General features: G+C 63.6%; 22 protein-coding genes and 1 pseudogene. 10 read left to right on the forward strand and 13 right to left on the reverse strand.

Going from position 1 to position 18,857, the window contains the following annotated elements:
• Nucleotides 1-63 precede the first annotated feature (63 nt).
• The gene (gene glyS, locus FJ954_RS12015) at nt 64-2,295 is read right to left on the reverse strand and encodes a glycine--tRNA ligase subunit beta (protein WP_140661435.1); all 2,232 of its coding nucleotides are present in this window, start codon (nt 2,293-2,295) and stop codon (nt 64-66) included.
• A 195-nt stretch (nt 2,296-2,490) separates the two neighbouring features.
• Between glyS and FJ954_RS31555 the strand changes: the two genes are divergently transcribed.
• Entirely contained in the window at nt 2,491-2,667 is a 177-nt protein-coding gene (locus FJ954_RS31555) for a hypothetical protein (RefSeq protein ID WP_181174086.1), read from the forward strand.
• A 3-nt stretch (nt 2,668-2,670) separates the two neighbouring features.
• On the opposite strand, the gene FJ954_RS12020 is transcribed toward FJ954_RS31555, so the two are convergent.
• Nucleotides 2,671-3,615, reverse strand: coding sequence for a glycine--tRNA ligase subunit alpha (locus FJ954_RS12020; protein ID WP_140661436.1), 945 nt, complete (start codon nt 3,613-3,615; stop codon nt 2,671-2,673).
• 193 nt (nt 3,616-3,808) lie between these two features.
• Here FJ954_RS12020 and FJ954_RS12025 point away from each other — a divergent pair.
• Nucleotides 3,809-4,268, forward strand: a pseudogene (locus FJ954_RS12025) (GNAT family N-acetyltransferase).
• Nucleotides 4,269-4,351: 83 nt separating this feature from the next.
• On the opposite strand, the gene FJ954_RS12030 reads toward FJ954_RS12025, so the two are convergent.
• The 5 genes from FJ954_RS12030 to FJ954_RS12050 all read right to left on the reverse strand — a co-directional run bounded on the left by FJ954_RS12030 (nt 4,352) and on the right by FJ954_RS12050 (nt 9,201).
• Complete coding sequence (locus tag FJ954_RS12030) at nt 4,352-6,127, reverse strand: tetratricopeptide repeat protein (protein ID WP_140661632.1); 1,776 nt, start codon at nt 6,125-6,127, stop codon at nt 4,352-4,354.
• A 142-nt stretch (nt 6,128-6,269) separates the two neighbouring features.
• Nucleotides 6,270-6,719, reverse strand: coding sequence for a DUF1284 domain-containing protein (locus FJ954_RS12035; protein ID WP_140661437.1), 450 nt, complete (start codon nt 6,717-6,719; stop codon nt 6,270-6,272).
• Nucleotides 6,716-7,309, reverse strand: coding sequence for a biotin transporter BioY (locus FJ954_RS12040; protein ID WP_140661438.1), 594 nt, complete (start codon nt 7,307-7,309; stop codon nt 6,716-6,718). Before FJ954_RS12040 ends, FJ954_RS12035 begins: the two co-directional genes overlap by 4 nt.
• Before the next feature lie 107 nt (nt 7,310-7,416).
• The gene (locus tag FJ954_RS12045; protein ID WP_140661439.1) at nt 7,417-8,085 is read right to left on the reverse strand and encodes a GntR family transcriptional regulator; all 669 of its coding nucleotides are present in this window, start codon (nt 8,083-8,085) and stop codon (nt 7,417-7,419) included.
• Nucleotides 8,086-8,184: 99 nt separating this feature from the next.
• Nucleotides 8,185-9,201, reverse strand: a complete 1,017-nt coding sequence (locus FJ954_RS12050; protein WP_015318844.1) for a polyprenyl synthetase family protein — start codon at nt 9,199-9,201, stop codon at nt 8,185-8,187.
• Nucleotides 9,202-9,389: 188 nt separating this feature from the next.
• Here FJ954_RS12050 and FJ954_RS12055 point away from each other — a divergent pair, with 188 nt between their 5' ends.
• From FJ954_RS12055 to moaB, 6 genes are all read left to right on the forward strand, one after another.
• A complete protein-coding gene (locus FJ954_RS12055) occupies nt 9,390-9,614 on the forward strand; it encodes a DUF2007 domain-containing protein (RefSeq protein ID WP_140661633.1) in 225 nt (74 codons plus the stop codon).
• A complete protein-coding gene (locus tag FJ954_RS12060; RefSeq protein WP_015318846.1) occupies nt 9,614-10,414 on the forward strand; it encodes a methyltransferase in 801 nt (266 codons plus the stop codon). Before FJ954_RS12055 ends, FJ954_RS12060 begins: the two co-directional genes overlap by 1 nt.
• Nucleotides 10,415-10,490: 76 nt before the next feature.
• On the forward strand, nt 10,491-11,354 hold the full coding sequence (locus tag FJ954_RS12065; RefSeq protein WP_140661634.1) for a S49 family peptidase: 864 nt from the start codon (nt 10,491-10,493) through the stop codon (nt 11,352-11,354).
• 82 nt (nt 11,355-11,436) lie between these two features.
• Nucleotides 11,437-11,622 (forward strand): membrane protein, encoded by a 186-nt coding sequence (locus FJ954_RS12070; RefSeq protein ID WP_015318848.1) that lies wholly within the window; start codon nt 11,437-11,439, stop codon nt 11,620-11,622.
• Between the two features lie 5 nt (nt 11,623-11,627).
• A complete protein-coding gene (locus FJ954_RS12075) occupies nt 11,628-12,551 on the forward strand; it encodes a 4-(cytidine 5'-diphospho)-2-C-methyl-D-erythritol kinase (RefSeq protein ID WP_181177813.1) in 924 nt (307 codons plus the stop codon).
• Nucleotides 12,538-13,092 (forward strand): molybdenum cofactor biosynthesis protein B, encoded by a 555-nt coding sequence (moaB, locus tag FJ954_RS12080; RefSeq protein WP_015318850.1) that lies wholly within the window; start codon nt 12,538-12,540, stop codon nt 13,090-13,092. Before FJ954_RS12075 ends, moaB begins: the two co-directional genes overlap by 14 nt.
• Nucleotides 13,093-13,120: 28 nt before the next feature.
• Here moaB and FJ954_RS12085 read toward each other — a convergent pair whose 3' ends face one another.
• The gene (locus tag FJ954_RS12085) at nt 13,121-13,648 is read right to left on the reverse strand and encodes a glycosyltransferase (protein WP_015318851.1); all 528 of its coding nucleotides are present in this window, start codon (nt 13,646-13,648) and stop codon (nt 13,121-13,123) included.
• 150 nt (nt 13,649-13,798) lie between these two features.
• Here FJ954_RS12085 and FJ954_RS12090 point away from each other — a divergent pair, with 150 nt between their 5' ends.
• Together FJ954_RS12090 and FJ954_RS12095 are read left to right on the forward strand one after the other, a co-directional pair.
• Entirely contained in the window at nt 13,799-14,953 is a 1,155-nt protein-coding gene (locus tag FJ954_RS12090) for a PA0069 family radical SAM protein (protein ID WP_041163509.1), read from the forward strand.
• 152 nt (nt 14,954-15,105) lie between these two features.
• Nucleotides 15,106-15,801, forward strand: coding sequence for a ribonuclease HII (locus FJ954_RS12095; RefSeq protein WP_015318853.1), 696 nt, complete (start codon nt 15,106-15,108; stop codon nt 15,799-15,801).
• A 129-nt stretch (nt 15,802-15,930) separates the two neighbouring features.
• Here the strand turns inward: FJ954_RS12095 and FJ954_RS12100 are convergent, their stop codons facing one another.
• The 5 genes from FJ954_RS12100 to FJ954_RS12120 form a co-directional block, all read right to left on the reverse strand.
• Nucleotides 15,931-16,422 (reverse strand): F0F1 ATP synthase subunit B, encoded by a 492-nt coding sequence (locus FJ954_RS12100; protein WP_015318854.1) that lies wholly within the window; start codon nt 16,420-16,422, stop codon nt 15,931-15,933.
• Nucleotides 16,423-16,432: 10 nt separating this feature from the next.
• Nucleotides 16,433-17,032, reverse strand: a complete 600-nt coding sequence (locus tag FJ954_RS12105) for a F0F1 ATP synthase subunit B (RefSeq protein WP_140617329.1) — start codon at nt 17,030-17,032, stop codon at nt 16,433-16,435.
• Between the two features lie 62 nt (nt 17,033-17,094).
• Nucleotides 17,095-17,319: a F0F1 ATP synthase subunit C gene (locus tag FJ954_RS12110; RefSeq protein WP_013896722.1), complete on the reverse strand. Its 225-nt coding sequence runs from the start codon at nt 17,317-17,319 to the stop codon at nt 17,095-17,097.
• A 66-nt stretch (nt 17,320-17,385) separates the two neighbouring features.
• On the reverse strand, nt 17,386-18,144 hold the full coding sequence (locus FJ954_RS12115) for a F0F1 ATP synthase subunit A (protein WP_015318856.1): 759 nt from the start codon (nt 18,142-18,144) through the stop codon (nt 17,386-17,388).
• A gap of 56 nt (nt 18,145-18,200) precedes the next feature.
• Nucleotides 18,201-18,602: an AtpZ/AtpI family protein gene (locus tag FJ954_RS12120; RefSeq protein ID WP_140661441.1), complete on the reverse strand. Its 402-nt coding sequence runs from the start codon at nt 18,600-18,602 to the stop codon at nt 18,201-18,203.
• Between the last annotated feature and the right edge of the window lie 255 nt (nt 18,603-18,857).

Below are 18,857 nucleotides of genomic sequence, written 5' to 3' on the forward strand. Positions count from 1 at the left end.
TCAGGACAAACGGAAACCGTTTGTCCTGAGAAAATCGGTGCCGACTTTTCGGAAAAGTGCTTCTCAACCAGCGATTTTCGAGAAATCCGCGACCTGACCGGTAGCCGTGCGAATGCGCGCGAGCAGCGCCAGTCGGTTGGCACGCACGGACAGGTCCTCATCATTCACGAGAACATGCTCAAAGAATGAATCAACGGGTTCACGCAACACGCTAAGCGCCATCATGGCAGCCGAAAAGTCTTGGTTTTGAATCGCTTCGCCGGCTTGCTTCTCGGCCTGATTCACCGCGGCGAACAGCGACTTCTCCGCATCTTGCCGGAACAACGCCGGCTCAACGGTTTCGGCGACGGCCGTTTTCTTCTTCTCCTCGGCGGCCAGAATGTTGGCGGCACGCTTGGTGCCGGCGAGCAAATTCTTGCCGTCCTCGGTGTCAAGGAAAGAGCCAAGCGCCTCGACGCGGCGCACGATCTGGAGGAGGTCGTCGGACTGAGGTGTGATCACGGCGTCGATGAGATCGTGACGGGCGCCTTGGTCACGGAGGTAGACTTTCAGGCGGTCGTGGAAGAAGGCGAGGAGGTCTCGATCCACAGACTTCCCGTCGCCGACTTGCCCGCGCCCGTGCGCATGGTCGCCGCCTGACTCGGCCTGCTCCCTGGCGTGCCTTTCATCGATCTGGTCAACAGTGGTCTTTCGATGTTTGGCCATGGTGGAAAGAAGCGATAGCGGTGTTCCATTCTCCAGAGTCAGCCTCACCATCCCAAGCGCGGCTCTGCGCAATGCGTAGGGGTCCTTCGACCCAGTCGGCTTTTCATCGATGATCCAGAAACCAACCAGCGTATCAAGCTTGTCGGCGAGCGCCACGGCGACCGACACTGGATCGCTCGGCACATAATCGGACGGCCCTTGCGGCTTGTAGTGCTCCTCGATGGCCGCGGCCACGGATGGATGCTCGCCCTGCAGCAGCGCGTATTTGCGGCCCATGGTGCCTTGCAATTCGGGAAACTCGCCGACCACTTCAGTGGTGAGATCGGCCTTGGCGAGAACCGCCGCACGGCCCGCGGGCGTGGGATCGGCGCCAACGACCGGCGCCAATTCTTCCGCCAATCGCTTGATGCGCTCCACCCGCTCGCCCTGCGTGCCGAGCTTGGCATGGAAGGTCACATTGAGATGGTCGAGCCGCGCCATGCGCTGGTCGAGCGGCTTTTTCAGATCGAGCCCGAACTTCTCGGCTGATGCCTGGAGTTGGTCAAGGTCCGGCAAATCGCCCTGGTCGGTAGTCCAGAAATAGAGCGCATCGGACAGGCGGGCGCGCACCACCTTGCCGTTGCCGTGGGCGATCTCCTTGCCGCCGTCCTTCGCCTCGATGTTGGCGGTGAGGATGAAGCGGTTGGAAAGCGCCTCGCTTTCCCCCTGCGGCCGCGTGACAAAACACTTCTGGTTGGCGCGGATGGTCAACCGGATCACTTCCGCCGGAATGGCAAGGAAAGCCTCTTCGAACTCGCCCATCAGCACGACGGGCCATTCGACCAGCCCCGACACTTCCTCAAGCAAGCCCTCGTCCTCGACCAGGTCGAGCCCGTTGGCGAAGGCGAGGTTGCGGGCGTCGGCGAGGATGATCTCCTTGCGACGATCGGCGTCGAGCACGACCTTCCCCGCCTCCAGCTTGCCCACATAATCGTCGAAGCGGCGCACGGTGATTTCGCCGGGCGCGAGGAAACGGTGGCCGTAGGTGATGTTGCCCGAACGGATGCCGTCGATCTCGAAATCGACCACCACCGGCTCCTCGGTCTCGGGGCCGAAGGTGCACAGGATCGACTGCAGCGGGCGCACCCAGCGCAGCGAGCCCGGCTTGGCCGAGGCCGGTCCCCAGCGCATCGACTTCGGCCACGGAAAATCGCGGATAATGTCAGGCACCAGTCCGGCGATGATCTCTTCGGCCGCCCTGCCCGGCTTCGAAATATGGGCGACGTAGAAGTCGCCCTTCTTCGGGTCAGAATGGACATGCGCCTCGGCGATCGAAGACAGGCCGGCCTTGCGCAGGAAGCCCTGGACCGCCTGTTCTGGCGCCGATGTCGACGGACCCTTGATTTCCTCGTGAATGTCTTTTGAGCGTGCGGTGAGCCCGCGTATATCGAGCGTCAGGCGCCGGGGCGTCCAATACTCACGCGCCGCCTCATAGGTGAGACCCGCCTCGACCAGACCGTCGGTCAGCATCTTCTTCAAATCGCCCGCCGCCTTGCGCTGCATGCGGGCAGGAATTTCCTCGGAACGAAGTTCAAGAAGCAGGTCAGGCATCGGGGTCAGCTCATGCGGGAGAGTGGTCCGGGCGGGGCATAGCAACTCGGCTGGCCGCTGTCACCCTTTCCATAAATTTCAATAGGCCTGTCGGGACGAGCCGAACCCGCCCGTCCTTGGATCAAAGATTTCCATGAACCGAAAGCTGCGCTGAAGCGACCCACGCTCAGGCAGGGAACTATTGGCTGAACGACGATGAAAACGGCATCCAGACTTCTTCAGATCCTTGCGCTCAGCGCCTGCTTCACCGCGCAGGCCCACGGCGCCTTCTCGATGCCGGGCGTGCGGCAGGCGCTAAGGACAATGGCTGGTCCGAGCGGCCAGATCCTGCCGCCGATCAATGCTTCCCTCCAAATGACCGAGGGCGCTTGAGGCTCAGGCCGCCAATCCACCGGCCTGCGTCTTCAAGAACGCCTCGCCGCAGGCTTTCGCCAGATTGCGCACACGCAGAATGTAGCTCTGGCGCTCGGTGACAGAGATCACGCCACGCGCGTCCAGCAAATTGAAGACATGGCTGGCCTTGATGCACTGGTCATAGGCCGGGAAGACCATCTTGTGCATCGGCAGATTGTCGTTCGAGGCCGGCGCGCCGGCCTCGAGCAGCGCCTTGCACTCGGCCTCGGCGTCCTCGAAATGCCTGAGCAGCATCGCCGTGTCGGCGTATTCGAAATTGTGGCGCGAATATTCCTGCTCGGCCTGCAGGAACACATCGCCATAGGTCACCTTGTCGGCGCCCTCGCGGCCGTTGAAGTTGAGGTCGTAGACATTGTCGACGCCCTGCACATACATGGCCAGGCGCTCCAGGCCGTAGGTGAGTTCCCCCGCCACCGGCGCGCATTCGATGCCGCAGACCTGCTGGAAATAGGTGAACTGCGACACCTCCATGCCGTCGCACCAGCATTCCCAGCCAAGCCCCCAGGCGCCCAACGTCGGGCTTTCCCAATCGTCCTCGACGAAGCGTATGTCGTGCAGCAGAGGATCGACGCCGATCGCCGCAAGCGAGCCGAGGTAAAGCTCCTGCAGGTTCGGTGGATTGGGCTTCAGGATCACCTGGTACTGGTAATAGTGCTGCAGCCGGTTGGGATTCTCGCCATAGCGGCCGTCCTTGGGACGGCGCGAAGGCTGGACATAGGCGGCGTTCCAGCCCTTGGGCCCTAGCGCGCGCAACGTCGTTGCCGGGTGAAAGGTGCCGGCGCCGACCTCCATGTCATAGGGCTGGAGAATGACGCAGCCATAAGCCGCCCAGTAATTGTGCAAAGTGAGGATCAGCCCCTGGAATGAGCGGCTGGGATGCATATGGGCTGGGATTTCAATCGTCACGGTGGCCTCGGCGACACAGGCTAGCTTGCGGCACGTCCTAGAGGCACGGCTGCGAAGCGTCAAGCAAGGCGCGCCCGCGACCTTTGCAGGACCGGTCGAAAGCTTTGCGAACGACTGGCCCATTGCCGGACGTAGCGATCTGCGCTCTCTTCGAAGCCCTGTATCACCCATGTCAACGACGACAGGTCAAGCCATGTCCAACCCCGTCACCATCCGCCCCGGCACACGCCAGGATTTCGACCGATGGCTGCCGCTGTGGGACGGCTACAACGCGTTCTATGGCCGTTCGGGCGAGACGGCGCTGGCAAGCGAGATCACCGCAATGACGTGGTCCCGCTTCTTCGACGCCTGAGCCGGTGCATGCGCTGGTCGCGGAAAACGAAGGCGAGTTGCTTGGCCTCGTCCACTACCTGTTCCACCGCAGCACGACGGCAATCGCGCCGAACTGCTATCTGCAGGATCTTTTCACCGACGAAGCCTCGCGCGGCAAAGGCGTCGGCCGGGCGCTGATCGAAGGCGTCTACGAGCGCGCCCAGGTGGCCGGTTCCGGCCGAGTATACTGGCTGACGCATGAAACCAATCACGCGGCGATGAAGCTTTATGACAAGGTCGGCGAACGCTCGGGCTTCGTCGTCTATCGAAAGATGTTCTGAGCGCGTCGGCAGGCGTTTTGAGCGGACGGACATCAAACGAAAACAGGGCTTCGAGAGCCCCGTTCGCATTCCAAAAAGGCGTCTCACCCCTTCGGGGCGGGAACCGGCTCCGGCTTGACCTTCGGGGTCTCCTGCGCCGTGTTGGACTCGATCGGCGGCAGGCCCTTCATCAGCTTCTGTTGCAAGGAGGCAAGCACGTCGGGATCCGGCTTCAGGTCGCGGGCCTGGTTCCATTGGAAGGTGGCTTCCAGCTTGCGGCCGACGCGCCAGTAGGCATCGCCGAGATGGTCGTTCAGAACCGGATCTTCCGGCTTCAGCGAGACCGCGCGTTCCATTTCGCGCACCGCGTCATCGAACCGGCCGAGGCGGAAATAAGCCCAACCCAGGGAATCGACGATGTAGCCGTCGCTCGGCCTGAGATCGACGGCCTTCTGGATCATCTCCAGGCCTTCCTTCAGATTGGTGTTCATGTCGACCCAGGAATAGCCGAGATAGTTCAGCACCTGCGGCTGGTCTGGCTGCAATTCCAGCGCCTTGCGGAAATTCGGCTCGGCCTTCGGCCATTCCTTCAGCCGCTCATAGGCGATGCCGCGCTGATAGAAGATGTTCCAGTTGGCGGCGGTCGGTGTCTTCAGCACCTCGACGGCCTTGTCGTAGAGATTGGCGGCGGAGCGGAAATCATCCTTCGAGGAGTAGACACCGCCGAGCGCCAGATAGGCGCGCATGTCGTTGGGATGAGCTTCGACGAAGGCCTTCAGATGCGTGATCGCCTCGTCATGGCGGTCGAGATCGGCAAGGTTGAGGCCAAGCTGCAGGTCCGAAATCTCCTTCAGTGGCGAAGAGTCGGGGATGCGCCGATAGAGTGCGATGGCGCCCTCGCCGTTCTTCAGCTGTTCGGCAACGGCGGCGAGTTGCACGAGGGCAGCGTCGCTGTCGGGCTTCAGGGCCAAGGCATATTGCAAATAGAGGCGCACGAATGGCTCGCCGCCGCCACGGTTGAGCGCGGTGGCAAGATCGAGCAGGATTTCGGAAGCACCGTCGGACGGACCGGACACAAAGGGCGCGATCTTGTTGCCCTTGCTGATCCTGTCGCGCAAGGCGACGATTTCCAGCTTGCCCGGCGAGAACGCCTCGGCCTGGTCGAGAACCGACATCGCCTTGGCCTTGTCGCCCTTACGGGCCAGGAACGAGGCATAGGCCTGCGCATTGCGCATCCAGGTTTCAGGCGCCGCACCGCCGGCGGTGGTGTCCTGCATCGTCGCGGCATAGATAGCCTCGGCCTTTTCAGGCATACCAGACGCATCGGCGATCAGGGCGCGGTGGAAGGATTTGAACAGGCCGAACCAGTCAGGCCCCTGCAGCTTGTCGATCGAAGCCATCGCTTCGCTGGCCTGGCCGGCACCTTGCTCGGCCCAGCCGGACATGACGCCGGAGATCAGCCGATCGAGATCGGATTCCAGCGACAGCTTGAGCCAGTACTGTGCCTTGGTGAAATCCTTCTTGTGGAAGGTGTCGACCGCCAGCGCCAGGCGCGAGAAGCGCTCGACATCTGGCACTTCCTTGAGCTTGTCGGCATAGACCAGCGATTCGTCGAAGCGGCCTTGAGCGATCAGCGACAGCATCAGGCTCTGCTGCAGGGCTGTGTCTCCAGGATTGAAGGCCAGGGCTTGCTTGTAATAGGCGATGGCGCTGTCGAGGTCGTTGTCGCCCTCGGCGATCCTGGCAGCCAGATAGGCGCCCGAGAACGACGAGATCTTGACCGGTTCGGTGGATTGCTTGGCATAGGCCGGCAATGCCGAAATCGCCATGCCCGTCACAATTGCCAGCCTTGTCAGCCAGCGCGCACGTCCTTGCTGCATCATATCCCTTTCAGCCAGGCGCCATCTCCGCGTCAGCGGATCGACCCAGACTCGATCTTTCCAGGCAAAGCATGGCCTTTTTGGGGTCGCGCTTCAATCCGCCTGAAATTCACAATCGGGTCACCCGATTAACAAACCATGGCTAAATGGGACGGTTTTGCGCGTCAACAGGCCGCCGCAGCCGCGTATCGCGATAGCCGCCGCTTGCCACCGCGCCGCACAGCCCGCTCCATTCGCAGCCGCCGCACGCCTTGCGCACGTGGCCGGTCGAAAACGCCTGCCGCAGCCTTGTCAGGATGGCGGCATCGAGATCGAGGCGGATGCCGTGCCGGATCGGCCGAGCCAGCAGCGCTTCCACGTCTTCCGCGGCCTGCCGGTCCCGCCCGGCCGCGCCGTCACGCAGGCAGTGCGGTTCCGGCTCGCCAAGCAACGGAGCGCAGATGTCGTCTGGTCCGGAAACGAGGAGGATGTCCTCGCCCCGGCTCAAGCGCTCCGCGATTCCGTCATAATTGGCGGTGAAAGCGGGGCTGTATCCCTTGCCCACATAGGTGAGCAGGCAAAGGAGATGGTGGGCGCGCAGCCTGACCGTCACGGCTTCGGCAAGTTCATCTTGCCGCGCGGGAGCGCCATCAGCGTCGCGGCGCCAAGCGCCGATTTCAGCAACCCGCCGACGATGAACGGCACGAAGCCGAAGGTGATGGCCTTCTCGGCGCCGATCATGACGGCAAGCCAGGCTGTGCCGAGAGCCAGGCAGGCAAGATTGCCGAGCAGCATGGCGGCGAAGGCAGGCAAAACCCTGTTGCCGTTCCAGCCGCGCTCGGCCAACCAACCGACCAGTGCGCCGGTGACAGGAAAGGCAAAGAGATAGCCACCCGTCGGGCCCACGAAATGCTGAATGCCGGCAGCGCCGCCGGCCAGGACTGGAAAGCCGACAGCACCTTCGACCAGCCATGCGGCGATCGTCACCGCGCCAAGCCGCCAGCCATAGAGCGCACCGATCAGCGTCACGGCGAAGGTCTGCATGGTCACCGGAACCGGCACCATCGGAACCTCGATGTAAGAGGACAGCGCCAGGAAGAGCGTGCCGAGCACGACGGCGCCGGCCTGCCAACCGAGCGATCGCTGCTGGAGACGCAGCGGGCTGAAGGACGGTCTGGCGGACGAGAATGCGAGGTTGGTCATAGGCTTCCCTTCGGTCGATCCGAAATTATAGATAATTTCTGTTTTCGATCTATTATCGAATCCACATTTCTGGAGCGATAGCAAGCCTGGGCTTGGGAAAAGATCGTTCAACCCACGATCGCGAAAGCTTCGCGCGTGGCGCCGGAGGCTGTCTTGACCGGCTTGCGGCCAATCCATTGGACATGCCGTCCCAATGTTGCCGCGGCCGATTCGGTGTTTCCCTGCCGCAAGGCGGTGAGGATCGCCCGGTGGTCCTGATCGGTGCGCGTCTCCCACTCCGAGCGCCAAGCCGCGAACAGGAAGCGCGCGCTTGCCGCGTGCAGGTCGTCTATGGTGGCAAGCAGGCGGGGCATGCCGCAGGGCGTCAGGATCAGCCGGTGAAAGGCGCGATTGGCCTCCTCCCACGACCTGACGTCACGGGATTTGTCGCCGGCTTTTGTCGCCTCCTCGGCCTGGTCGAGAATGGCCGAGGTCAGATGCGGCGCGGCTTGGCGCAGTGCCAGCACTTCGAGTGCGGCCCGCATTTCGGCGACCTCCTTGACCTCGCCCAGATCGAAGGCCGCGACACGCACGCCACGACGCGGCTCACTGACGGCGAGGCCCTGCGCCTCGAGTCGCCGAAAGGCCTCGCGCACGGGAACGTGGCTGGTGTTGAATTCCTCGGCGACATGATCCTGCCGCAACCTCGCCCCCGGCTCGATCGCGCCGGAGATGATGCGATCCGCCAGAACCTTGCCGATGCGGACAGCGATGGTGTCGTCAGTGCCCTTGGCCATGTTTTATAGATAATTCGCGACTGGTCTGCTTGTCGAGACGGCAGGGCGAATTCACAGGCGTCTTTCACTGACGGCCCCCGGCAGGAAGCCGTCAGGCGCTCAGTTCACGCGGCTGATGCAGAAATCGATGACGTCGATCAGCGCCGATTTCTGCGGCGTCTCTTCCAGCGGCGCCAGCGCGTCGCGGGCGATCTCGCCGAAATGGCGGGCGCGCCCGATCGTGTCGGCAATGGCGCCGTGGCGGGTCATGAGGCCGATCGCCTTTTCCAGCCCGGCGTCGTCGGTGACATTGTCCTCGATGGCGCGCTTCCAGAAGGTGCGTTCGGCCTTGCTGCCGCGCCGGTAGGCGAGGATGACCGGCAAGGTCACCTTGCCCTCGCGGAAATCGTCGCCGACATTCTTGCCGAGATCCTTGCTGGTGCCGCCATAGTCCAGCGCATCATCGATCAGCTGGAACGCAAGGCCGAGATTCATGCCATAGGAGCGCAGCGCCGCACGGTCGTTGCGGGTCGCCTGGGCGATGACCGGGCCAACCTCGGCGGCGGCCGAAAACAGCGCGGCGGTCTTGGCCTTGATGACGGCGAAATGCTCGTCTTCGGTGGTTTCGAGGTTCTTGGCGGCGGCCAGCTGCATGACCTCGCCCTCGGCGATGATCGAGGCTGCGCTGGACAGGATGTCGAGCGCTTCGAGCGAGCCGACATCGACCATCATGCGGAAGGCCTGGCCGAGCAGGAAGTCGCCGACCAGCACGCTGGCCTGGTTGCCCCAGATCATGCGGGCGGTCTTCTTGCCGCGCCGCATGCCGCTTTCATCGACCACGTCGTCATGCAGAAGCGTGGCCGTATGCATGAATTCGACTGAAGTGGCGAGCTTGACGTGGCCCTCGCCGGCATAGCCGAACATCTGCGCCGCGGCCAGTGTCAGCATTGGCCTGAGCCGCTTGCCGCCGGACGAGATCAGGTGGTTGGCGACCTCGGGAATCATCTCGACGTCGGAGCCGGCCTTGGACAGGATCAGCTCGTTGACACGTCCCATATCGGCAGCAGTCAGATCGATGAGATCCTTGATGGAGGCGGGCTCCCGCTTCCCGTTTTCGATGTTGAGAACGACACCCACGACAATCACTCCCGTCTTGGTATAACGCGTGCGACGGCACCCTTAGTCCCAACAAGACTCTAGGGCCGCTGGCACGGCCACGGCAAGTGGCGAATTGGCGCGGCGACGGCGACAGCGTGTCAACGCCGGGAAATGCGGGAATGTGGCCGCACGTTTACATGCACGCCGCAACCTGCGAGTTTCTTGCGATGATAGAGCTCATCCGCACAAACGACACCGTCATCATCTCCTTTGTCGAATCGCTGATGCGCGATGCCGGGATCGGCTGCTTCGTCGCCGACCAGAACATGAGCGTGCTCGACGGCTCGCTTGGTATCCTGCCGCGACGCGTCATGGTCGATGCCGACCAGGCCGACGCCGCGCGCCGCATCCTGACCGATGCCGGCATCGCCAACGAGATCCGGGGGAAATAATGTCGGCTGCGCCAGCCGCCCTTGTCCCGGATACGCCGGCTCATACGGTCGATGCGTTCCACCGCGGCCGGTTCTGGCTCGTGCAGCCCAAGCATGGCGGCCATCGCGCCGGGATGGATGCAATGATGCTGGCGGCATCCGTACCGTCCTCGTTTGGCGGACGGCTCGCCGATTTCGGGGCCGGCGCCGGTGCTGCCGGTCTTGCGGTGCTGTCGCGCTGTCCGGGTGCCCAGGCTGTGCTGGTCGAACGCGCGCCTGAGATGGCGGCCTTCGCGGCAGCCACGCTTGCCCATCCGGGCAACGCGCACCTCAGCGATCGCGCTGCCGTGCTCGTCGCCGATGTCACCGTGTCGGGCCGCGCCCGGGCCGCCACCGGCCTTGCCGACAATGATTTCGACTTCGTCATCATGAACCCGCCTTTCAACGCCGCCCGGGACCGCGCCACTCCCGAGCCGCTAAGAAAGGAAGCGCATGTCATGGAGGACGGACTGTTCGAAAGCTGGATCCGCAGTGCGGCGGCGGTTGTCAGGCCGCGCGGCGGGCTTGCCGTCATCGCCCGGCCCGAGCAGCTCGGCGCCATTCTCGACGCGATTTCAGGCCGCTTCGGCGAAGCCGAGATGCTCGCCGTGCACCCTCGCCCGGACGCGGCCGCAATCCGCATTATCGTGCGGGCGGCACTTGGGGCACGAGGAAAGCTCGCCATCCGTCCGCCCCTGATGCTTCACGCGCGATCGGGCAACGGCCCCGACGAGCGCAGCGAAATGATCACCAACGGGCTCGCCTCGCTGTTCGGAGACTGAGCTGTTCCCTGGCCCGCATTGCCGTTGGCCGGGAAATCCCTACATGCCTGCAATCATCGCCGGAGACCACGCCATCGTGAAACGTCTTTTCAACCGCCTGCTGCCGAAGTCCTGGCGCTCCTCCGTCGTCACCGTTCCGGTCATCCGACTGCACGGCACCATCATGGCCGGCGGAGGCCAGTTCCGGCCGAGCCTGTCGCTTGCTTCCACCGCCGGACTGATCGAAAAGGCGTTTTCCTTCGAGGCGCCGGCGGTCGCGATCTCGATCAATTCGCCGGGCGGCTCGCCGGTGCAGTCACGGCTGATCTTCAAGCGCATCCGCGACCTTGCGGTCGAGAAGAATAAAAAGGTCCTGGTCTTCGTCGAGGATGTCGCGGCGTCCGGCGGCTACATGATCGCGGTCGCCGGCGACGAGATCTTCGCCGATCCCTCCTCCATCGTCGGCTCGATCGGCGTGGTGTCGGCCTCGTTCGGTTTCCCGGAACTGATGAAGAAGATCGGCGTCGAGCGCCGTGTCCACACCGCCGGCCAGAACAAGGCGGTGCTCGATCCGTTCAAGCCCGAGAAGAAGGAAGACGTCGAGCGGCTCAAGGTGCTGCAGCTCGAAGTGCACGAGACCTTCATCGATCTGGTCAAGGAGCGCCGCGGTACGAAGCTGGCGGACGATCCGGACCTGTTCACCGGGCTTTTCTGGACCGGCAAGCGAGGCCTGGAGCTCGGCCTCGTCGATGCGCTGGGCGACATGCGCACGGTACTGAAGACCCGCTTCGGGCCGAAGACCCAGCTCAGGCTGGTGGCGGCGCCGCGCGGTTTGTTCGGCCGCTTTGGCCTGTTCGGCTCGAGCAAGGGCTTTTCGGCGCCCGATATCGCGGCGGCTGCCGCCAGCGGCGTCATCGATGCGGCGGAAGAGCGCGCATCGTGGGCGCGCTTCGGGCTTTGAAAAAGCCATGAAAGCGTCTAGCATGGTTGCCCGAAAGACCCGACCGGCCGGTCTTACCGGCCCAGCGTGGTAGGAGTTTGACATGCCGCAGCTCATTTTTTTCGCCGTCGTCGGCGTCGCCGCCTATTTCGGTTACCGCACCTTCGTGCGCGAGGCTGAACGCGTGACGGCCAAGGTGCGGCGCACCGAAAAACAGGCGGCCAACGGCGCGATGGGAACGCTGGTCAAGGATCCGCAGACCGGCGAATACCGGCTGGCCAAGGACTGACCCTCATTTCACTCGCAATCGAGACTGCGGAATCGGGTCAGCGTGTCCGGACATGGGCCGCACCCGCCAAGATAAACCTAGCTTTGCACGTCACCGGCAGGCGCGCCGACGGCTATCATCTCATCGAAAGCCTGGCTGTGTTCACGCGCTTTGGCGACAGGATCGAGATCGCGCCGGCCGACGCCGATGAGTTCAGCGTGTCCGGCCGCTATGCGGCGGACGTACCGCTCGATGGCGGCAATCTTGTGCTGAAGGGCCGCGACGCCCTGCGGCAGGCCGCCGGCGTTCGGAGCACGCCGCCGGTAAGCATCAGGCTCGAAAAGAACCTTCCGGTCGCATCCGGCGTGGGCGGAGGGTCGAGCGACGCGGCGGCCGTGCTGCGCGGGCTGACCGAGAGCTGGGGGCTGGAGCTCGATAGCGCCGAACTGGCGCGGATCGGTCTTTCGCTTGGCGCCGATGTGCCGATGTGCCTGGCGGCAAAGCCGCTGGTCGCGCGCGGCATCGGTGAGGAACTGTCGATGGTGCCGGATTTTTCAGCACTGGGTCTCGTGCTGGTCAACCCGGGCGTGCCGGTCTCGACGACGGAAATCTTCGCCGCACTCTCCCGTCGCGATAATGAGCCGCTGCCGCGGCTGCCGCGCAGCATCGATTTTCACAGCCTGCGCAACTGGCTGGAAATCACCCGCAACGATCTTGAGCGGCCAGCCCTTGCGATGCAGCCCGCCATAGGCAGGGCGCTTTCATGGCTTGATAAGGCCGGATCGGGCTTTTCACGAATGTCCGGATCGGGCGCGACGTGCTTCGGCCTGTTCGAGACCGGCAATGTCGCCAAGCGCGCGGCGGCCGAGATCCGCGACCGCCAGCCCGACTGGTTCGTCGCGGCAACGCGCAGCATGGCGTCGGAGGCTGGGCGAGATGGCCAGAATTGACGAGAGCCGTGCCTTCATTCCGGTGCGCATCGCGGTGCTGACTGTTTCCGACACACGCAGCCTGGCCGACGACAAATCTGGCCAGACACTGGCCGATCGCATTACCAAGGCCGGCCACATCCTGGCCGCCCGCGATATCGTCACCGACGACCGCGAAAAAATCCGCGACGCCGTTCTGGCGTGGTCGCGGGACAAGGCCATCGACGTCGTGATCACCACTGGCGGTACCGGTTTTACCGGACGCGATGTGACGCCCGAGGCGCTGGAGCCGATCTTCGAAAAGCGCATGGACGGATTTTCGGAAGTGTTCCACCGCATTTCCTATGACAAGATCGGCACCTCGACTATCCAGAGCCGGGCGACCGGCGGTGTCGTCAACGCCACCTTCGTCTTCGTGCTGCCGGGATCGCCCGGCGCCTGCAAGGACGCCTGGGACGGCATCCTCGAGCCACAGCTCGATTACCGGCACATGCCCTGTAACTTCGTCGAGATCATGCCGCGCCTGGACGAACATCTGCGGCGCGGCAAATCGGCGTCGTAAGCAACGCCACGCAGAGCCGTTGCAAAAATCACCCCCCAGAGCGGTGCTGCTGCTTCGGCTGCGCTGGCCAGATTTCGGCGTCGAGCCGTCTGGTCGCCAGCCCGCGCGCTAAGGCCTCGGCGCTGCCGGCATTCTTGGACAGCGATGCCGCCTGTCGCTTGCTGATCACCAGTCCGTCGGCGAGCGCGCGGTTTGCCGAAAAGACCCGGGCCAGGAACGGTGGACGGCTGCCCCGCGCCCGCGAGAACCGGGCCGCTATTGTCTGCCTGGCCGTATGGGCGACGACGGCGTCGATCCAGCCCTCCACCAGCCTCGCACCCGGTTCGAGAAACAGCAGCCAGTCACCCTTGGCCTGGCGGATGCCGGCGGCGATGCCCCCGCTCCCCACATAGTGGCAGCCGGCATGCTCGGCGACGCGATGGGTCTGGTCACTGGAGCCCGTGTCGCAGACGACAACCTCACGCACCACGCCCTCGACCGCGCCGCCAATCAGCGTCGCCAGCGTACGGGCGAGCCCCTCCTCGTCATTGTGCGTTTCAATCAGAACACTGAGCATGATTAGCCGAATAGCGGAAAGCGTTGGTCGGCGCCAGTTTTTGCAGCGCACCATAGAAAGTTCTTGATTTGTTCTCATCGATAAAATAGGAATAATTTCATGAACAGAGCGATTCGACACAACATGGACAGTCCATGGGAGCGGGCGAAGATGGAACCGATCATGCGAGCCGACATTGCAGCCTTCGGAGCAGGACGAGCCGAAATGGCCAATGCAATGATCGAGCAGAGCGGCATGCGGGTCCGTCCGGACCGCAACCGCGGCCGGTCGGCAGGCATCAATCCGTCCGGCCGGTTCGAACCTGTCAGCCGGCATGTCTTCGACGACGGCTGGAGTTCGCTGGAGGAACTTCCTCCCTTCAAGACCGAGGTGCAGGTGGAAAAGCCGCGCACCATCATCACCCGCAACGAATCGCCCGACATCTCCTTCGACCGGTCGATCAATCCCTATCGCGGCTGCGAACACGGTTGCGTCTATTGCTTCGCGCGGCCGACACACTCGTTCATGGGCCTGTCGCCGGGCCTGGACTTCGAATCCAAGCTGTTCGCTAAGCCCGACGCGGCACGCCTGCTCGACAAGGAATTGTCAAAGGATGGCTACCAGCCGCGCACCATCGCCATCGGCACCAACACCGATCCCTACCAGCCGATCGAGAAGCAGTACCGGATCATGCGCGAAATCCTCGAAGTGCTGGAGGCGCGCGGCCACCCGGTCGGCATCGTCACCAAGTCAGCCCTGGTCGTGCGCGACATCGACATTCTGTCGCGCATGGCGGAGCGGGGCTTGGCCAAGGTGGCGCTGTCGGTGACGACGCTTGACCGCATGCTGGCCAGGACGATGGAACCTCGGGCATCGACGCCGACCAAGCGGCTGGAGGCGATCAGGCAGCTTTCGGATGCCGGTATCCCCGCTTCGGTGATGGTGGCGCCGATCATTCCGGGCCTGACCGACCAGGAGATGGAACGCATCCTCGACTCGGCGCACCATGCCGGGGCGCGCGAAGCCGGCTATGTGGTGCTGCGCCTGCCGCTGGAGGTCAGCCCGATCTTCAAGGACTGGCTGCTGCGCCACTATCCCGACCGCTATCGCCACGTCATGTCGCTGGTCCGTTCGATGCGCGACGGCAAGGACTACGATTCGGAATGGGGCAAGCGCATGAAGGGCGCCGGACCCTATGCCTGGCAGATCGGCCGGCGCTTCGAAATCACCGCAAAGCGGCTCGGCCTTAATGCCGAGCGGCGTACGCTGCGGACCGACCAGTTCGTCGCTGCCGGCAAGGACCAGGAGCAGTTGATGCTGCTCTGAACCGAAAATCGCCTCGGCTGTTCATTGCCGCCGTGGCAAAGAAATCCCGTCCGGCCTGCCCCGGCCTGCAGACGGTGCCCTCCCGGTCCGGCGCCCCACCCGACCCGGAGGGACTTGCGGAGAATCGGAGCCGATGCGAACCTCGCCGCAACATGGCTCGCGCGCGTTCTGATTCTCCGCCTCTCTTCGAAATCGTCGAGAAACCCGATTTCTCCTTCGAGACGAAGGCGATGGCCGATGGTTTGTGGCCGGTCGCCGGGATGGACGAAGCCGGCCGCGGCCCGCTCGCGGGTCCCGTGGTCGCGGCGGCAGTGGTGCTCGACCCCGCCAATATTCCCGAGGGTCTCGACGATTCCAAGCGGCTTAGCCACCTGCAGCGCGAAGCGCTGTTCCTGCACATCATCGGCTCCGCTCTCGGCGTCTCGATGGCGTCGATCAGCGCCGAGGGCATTGATGGCACCAACATCCTCAAGGCGAGCCTCGAAGCGATGCGCCGCGCACTGGTCGGGCTGCCGGTGCAGGCTAAGCTCGCGCTCGCGGATGGGCGCGACGTGCCGCCGGGATTGCCCTGCGAGGGGCGCGCGCTGATCAAGGGCGACCAGCGCTCCCAATCGATCGCCGCGGCCTCGATCGTCGCCAAGGTCATGCGCGACCGCATGATGCGCGGCTGCGGCAACCATCACGGCCGCTACGGCTTCGAAGTCCATATGGGCTACGCCACGGTCCGGCACCGCACGGCGATCGAGGCGCATGGGCCAGTGGCTCGGCTGCATCGCACCTCGTTTGCGCCGTTCCGGCTGGGCGGGACTGAAGTGGTTGAGGAAGAGAGCTTGGCCGGGCTGGAGTAAGGCGACGGCAGTGGCAATTCCGATCTTCCCCACGAGGGCGGAGATTGGCCGCTTTGACGCGCCGCTTTCTCCCAAACAAAAAAGCCGCCAGGTTGCCCGGGCGGCTTCGTGTCAGCGACTGAAGAACGCTCAGTTCAGCTTGGCCTTCACATCCTGCAGCGCGGACCTGAACAGGTCGGCTCCGGCCTTGGCGTCAACCTTGGCGGCGAGCAATGCGCGTGCCGCCTCGACGGCTATATCGACGGCGCTGGCCCGCACTTCGGCAACCGCGTCACGCTCGGCTTGGCCGATCTTCTGCTCGGCAAGCGCGGTGCGCCTGGCAACGTAGTCCTCGGTCTTCTTGTGGGCGTCGGCAGCCAGCAGTTCGGCCTCACGCTTGGCGGCCGCTACAATGTCGGCGGCCTCCTGCTCGGCTTCCTTGCGCTTCTTCTTGTATTGGCCGAGCAGTTGCTGGGCTTCGTCGCGCAGCTTGCGGGCCTCGTCGAGCTCACTGCTGATCCTGGCGGCGCGGGCGTCGAGCGCCTTGGCGATCATGCCGGGCACCTTGATGTAGATGGCGATGGCCAGGAAGATGATCAGGGCAATCGTGGCCCAGAGCGTTGCGAGAGATGTAGCGTCCATGATGCGCTCCTCACCGGGCCACGGATTTGACCGCGGCCGCGATCTCGGCCTTGCTGGCCTTGCCGCCAACGAGTGCCTCGACGATCGCCGAAGCGGTATCCTCGGCGATGCTGCCGACTTCCTTCATGGCATTGGCCTTGATGGAAGAAATGCGTGCCTCGGCCTCGCCAAGCTTCTCATCGAGCGCGGCCTCGATCTTCTTGCGCGCGGTGTCGGCTTCCGCCTTCGCCGCATCGCTGGCCTGCTGGCCGATCGAGTTCGCGTTCTTCTTGGCTTCCGCCAGTTCCTGTTCGTAAGCGGCAACGGCGGCGTCGGCCTCGCCCTTCAACTTGGCCGCCTGGTCGAGATCCTGGCTGATGCGGTCGTTGCGGACATCGATGATGCCGCCGACGCGCGGCATCACGACCCGCTTCAGGAACAGGTAGAACAGCCCGAACGTGATCGCCAGCCACAGAAGCTGCGACGGAAACGTCTCCGGATTGAATGGCGGAAACGTGCCGTGCGCTTCGGCAGGCACGCTGGTGCCGGAATGCGTGTCTCCTCCGGTCGCAGCGTGGCTGGTGTCGGCTGATGGCGCGGACTCTTGCGCGAAGGCAGATGTCACGAACATGGACTATCCCCAGATATCAGGCCCGCCGCTTGCGCGGCCGACCTGTCCAATCTTCTCAGTACTCAGCCGAACAGGGCCAGCAGCGCAATGAGAAGCGAGAAGATGCCCAGAGCTTCGGTCACGGCGAAGCCGAAAATCAGGCGGCCGAACTGGCCGTCGGCGGCCGACGGATTGCGCAGCGCGCCCGAGAGGTAGCTGCCGAAGATGTTGCCCAGGCCAATGCCCGCGCCACCCATGCCCAGGCAAGCGATGCCGGCGCCGATGTACTTTGCTGCTTCTGCGTCCATTTGTTCAACTCCTTTGGATCTGAAAATTCCGTTGCTATTCCATCCGGCGTCGTGCCGGAAACCTGATTAGTGCGAAGGATGGAGGGCGTCGTTGAGATACATGCAGGTCAGCACCGCAAAGACATAGGCCTGCAACAGCGCCACCAGCAATTCGAGCGCCGTCAACGCCACCGCCATGGCTAGCGGCAGGATCGATCCCGCAATGCCGAGCGCACCCAGCGCACTGAGGCTGACCACAAATCCCGAAAAAACCTTCAGCGTGATGTGGCCGGCGAGCATGTTTGCGAACAGACGAACCGAGAGGCTGACCGGGCGCGACACGAAGGAAATCACCTCGATCGGAACGACAAGCACCATCATCAGGAGGGGCACGCCCTTCGGCACGAACAGCTTCAGGAAGCCAAGGCCATGCTTCATGAATCCATAGACGATCACGGTGCCAATCACCATGATGGCCAAACCGAAGGTGACGATGATGTGGCTGGTGATGGTGAAGAAATACGGGAACAGGCCGAGCAGATTGGCGACCAGCACGAACATGAACAGCGAGAACACGAAGGGGAAGAATTTCATGCCCTGCGTGCCGGCGGCATCGCGCAGCATGTTGCCGACGAACTCATAGGCCATTTCGGAGACCGACTGCAGCCGGCCGGGGACCAGGCTGCGGCTCGACGTCGTCAGAAACAGGAAGGCCGCGGCAATGACCACGGTCGCGACCATGAACAGCGCGGAATTGGTGAAGGACAGATCATAGCCGCCGATCTCGATCGGAACCAGCTTGATGATATGGAACTGGTGGATCGGATCGACCTTGTCAGCTGCCACGTTCAAACCCCGTCAATGCCGCGCACGGCTAAATTACCATTGCCGCGCCAGGGCGGCTATTTGCTGTCGTCTCGGTCAGGACGCGATTTATCGCCCTGTCCGAATTCCGCCACAACGCCAGCTGAACGCATGACATTGAGCACGCCGGCGCCAAAACCAAGCAGCAGGAAAACGATCAGACCCCACGGCGATGTCCCCGCCATACGGTCGATGATCCAGCCGATGCCGGCGCCTACCACCACCCCGGCGATAAACTCGCTGGATAGCTTGATCGCCTGACCGTATCCGGTCACTGGTTTCGCGTCGTCTTTCCCCTCGAGCCGGTTCGGCAGCCTTGTCGCAAGCGATGCTCCAAGTTCACGCCGACGTCGCTCAAGATCGTCGTCGCGGATTTCGGGGTCATGCTGCTTGCCGCGGCCGGTTTCTCCGGTTCCGTCTGGCCTGTTTTTCTCGGCCATCGCAACCCCCCTGCCCGGGCAGACCGTCACCGTCCGTCCGCTTCTAAAGTCGCCGGCAACATAGTTAGAGGGTTTGCGCCCGTCAAGCCACGGAGGGAAGTTCCGCGCTGTGTATTTTAGGTAGTAAAATCAGATGGTTACAAAGGTGCGACATCGTGCCCTTTGCGATCGGCGGGATGCGCCGCGCGAATCCCCCCGACAATGGCTCTCCGATCGATCGTGCGACCGCGCGAAAAGACGGCGGGCGGCGGACCG

The organism is Mesorhizobium sp. B2-3-15, from assembly GCF_006442875.1.
Lineage (GTDB): Bacteria > Pseudomonadota > Alphaproteobacteria > Rhizobiales > Rhizobiaceae > Mesorhizobium > Mesorhizobium australicum.